Raw genomic sequence first — 3,041 nt, forward strand, 5'->3', positions numbered from 1 at the left:
TCAAACTCAAACAACTTAGGTGTTGTATGGTTAAGCCTCACGGGCAATTAGTATCAGTTAGCTCAAGGCCTCACAACCCTTACACACCTGACCTATCAACGTCGTAGTCTCCAACGACCCTTTAGGGGACTTAAAGTCCCAGTGAGAACTCATCTTAAAGCCTGCTTCCCGCTTAGATGCTTTCAGCGGTTATCAGTTCCGAACGTAGCTACCCGGCAATGCGTCTGGCGACACAACCGGAACACCAGAGGTTCGTCCACTCCGGTCCTCTCGTACTAGGAGCAGCCCTCTTCAATTCTCAAACGCCCACGGCAGATAGGGACCGAACTGTCTCACGACGTTCTAAACCCAGCTCGCGTACCACTTTAAATGGCGAACAGCCATACCCTTGGGACCGACTTCAGCCCCAGGATGTGATGAGCCGACATCGAGGTGCCAAACACCGCCGTCGATATGAACTCTTGGGCGGTATCAGCCTGTTATCCCCGGAGTACCTTTTATCCGTTGAGCGATGGCCCTTCCATACAGAACCACCGGATCACTATGACCTGCTTTCGCACCTGCTCGACGTGTCTGTCTCGCAGTTAAGCTGGCTTATGCCATTGCACTAACCGTACGATGTCCGACCGTACTTAGCCAACCTTCGTGCTCCTCCGTTACTCTTTGGGAGGAGACCGCCCCAGTCAAACTACCCACCAGACAGTGTCCCCAAGCCCGATAAGGGCCCTAGGTTAGAACATCACGCATACAAGGGTGGTATTTCAAGGATGGCTCCACGCATACTGGCGTACACGCTTCAAAGCCTCCCACCTATCCTACACATGTAGGAGCAATGTTCACTGTCAAGCTATAGTAAAGGTTCACGGGGTCTTTCCGTCTAGCCGCGGGTATACGGCATCTTAACCGCAATTTCAATTTCACTGAGTCTCGGGTGGAGACAGTGTGGCCATGATTACGCCATTCGTGCAGGTCGGAACTTACCCGACAAGGAATTTCGCTACCTTAGGACCGTTATAGTTACGGCCGCCGTTTACCGGGGCTTCGATCATGAGCTTCGCAGAGCTAACCCAATCAATTAACCTTCCGGCACCGGGCAGGCGTCACACCGTATACGTCATCTTTCGATTTTGCACAGTGCTGTGTTTTTAATAAACAGTTCCAGCCACCTGGTTACTTCGACTGTCGTCAGCTTACACCGCAAGGGTTTAACCAACAACAGCGTACCTTCTCCCGAAGTTACGGTACTATTTTGCCTAGTTCCTTCACCCGAGTTCTCTCAAGCGCCTTAGTATTCTCTACCTAACCACCTGTGTCGGTTTGGGGTACGGTTCCTATATATCTAGAGCTTAGAAGCTTTTCCTGGAAGCAGAGCATCAACAGCTTCGTTACCGTGGTAACTCGTCTCGTATCTCAGCCTTAAGAACCCGGATTTGCCTAAGTTCTCAGCCTACATACTTTCACATGGACAACCAACGCCATGCCTGTTTAGCTTTCTCCGTCCCTCCTTCGCAATATATAGAAGTACAGAAATATTAATCTGTTTCCCATCGACTACGCATTTCTGCCTCGCCTTAGGGGCCGACTTACCCTGCCCTGATTAACATGGGACAGGAAACCTTGGTCTTTCGGCGAGGGGGTTTTTCACCCCCTTTATCGTTACTCATGTCAGCATTCGCACTTCTGATACCTCCAGCATGCTTTACAACACACCTTCAACGGCTTACAGAACGCTCCCCTACCACTTAATCCTAAGATTAAATCCGCAGCTTCGGTGCATAGCTTAGCCCCGTTACATCTTCCGCGCAGACCGACTCGACTAGTGAGCTATTACGCTTTCTTTAAAGGGTGGCTGCTTCTAAGCCAACCTCCTAGCTGTCTGTGCCTTTCCACATCGTTTCCCACTTAGCTATGACTTTGGGACCTTAGCTGGCGGTCTGGGTTGTTTCCCTCTTCACAACGGACGTTAGCACCCGCAGTGTGTCTCCCGGATAGTACTCATTGGTATTCGGAGTTTGCAAAGGGTTGGTAAGTCGGGATGACCCCCTAGCCTTAACAGTGCTCTACCCCCAATGGTATTCGTCCGAGGCTCTACCTAAATAGATTTCGGGGAGAACCAGCTATCTCCCGGCTTGATTAGCCTTTCACTCCGACCCACAGGTCATCACCGCATTTTTCAACATACGTGTGTTCGGTCCTCCAGTTGATGTTACTCAACCTTCAACCTGCCCATGGGTAGATCGCCGGGTTTCGGGTCTATGCCCTGCAACTGAACGCGCAGTTAACACTCGCTTTCGCTACGGCTCCCCTAATCGGTTAACCTTGCTACAGAACATAAGTCGCTGACCCATTATACAAAAGGTACGCAGTCACCCGAAGGCTTCCACTGCTTGTACGTATGCGGTTTCAGGTTCTATTTCACTCCCCTCACAGGGGTTCTTTTCGCCTTTCCCTCACGGTACTGGTTCACTATCGGTCAGTTAGGAGTATTTAGCCTTGGAGGATGGTCCCCCCATATTCAGTCAACATTTCACGTGTGCCGACCTACTCGATTTCACTTATGTTTGCCTTCGTGTACGGGGCTATCACCCTGTATCGCCAAGCTTTCCAGCTTGTTCCACTAACGCCCATAAGCTTAAGGGCTAATTCGCGTTCGCTCGCCGCTACTAACGAAATCTCGGTTGATTTCTTTTCCTCGGGGTACTTAGATGTTTCAGTTCTCCCGGTTCGCCTCTTTACGCTATGTATTCACGTAAAGATAGTGTCTTATGACACTGGGTTTCCCCATTCAGAAATTCTAGGCTGTAACGGTTTTTATCACCTTACCTAGACTTATCGCAGATTAACACGTCTTTCATCGCCTCTAACTGCCAAGGCATCCACCACATACGCTTAGTCACTTAACCATACAACCCTAAATTGTTTAGGCCGTTTGGTGACAAAACCAAACGTAAATGTATGTCTGACATTTTCACGTACTACAAGAGCACTTGAATTAGAATTCACTTAATTAAGCGCGACACTTAATTAAGGGTTTTGAATTT

General features: G+C 49.5%; 1 rRNA gene. It reads right to left on the bottom strand.

The features are described from left to right. Positions 1 to 26 precede the first annotated feature (26 nt). Positions 27 to 2,903, bottom strand: a 23S ribosomal RNA gene (locus tag IE199_RS21740). Positions 2,904 to 3,041 lie beyond the last annotated feature (138 nt).

The organism is Thalassotalea marina, from assembly GCF_014656435.1.
Classification (GTDB): domain Bacteria; phylum Pseudomonadota; class Gammaproteobacteria; order Enterobacterales; family Alteromonadaceae; genus Thalassotalea_C; species Thalassotalea_C marina.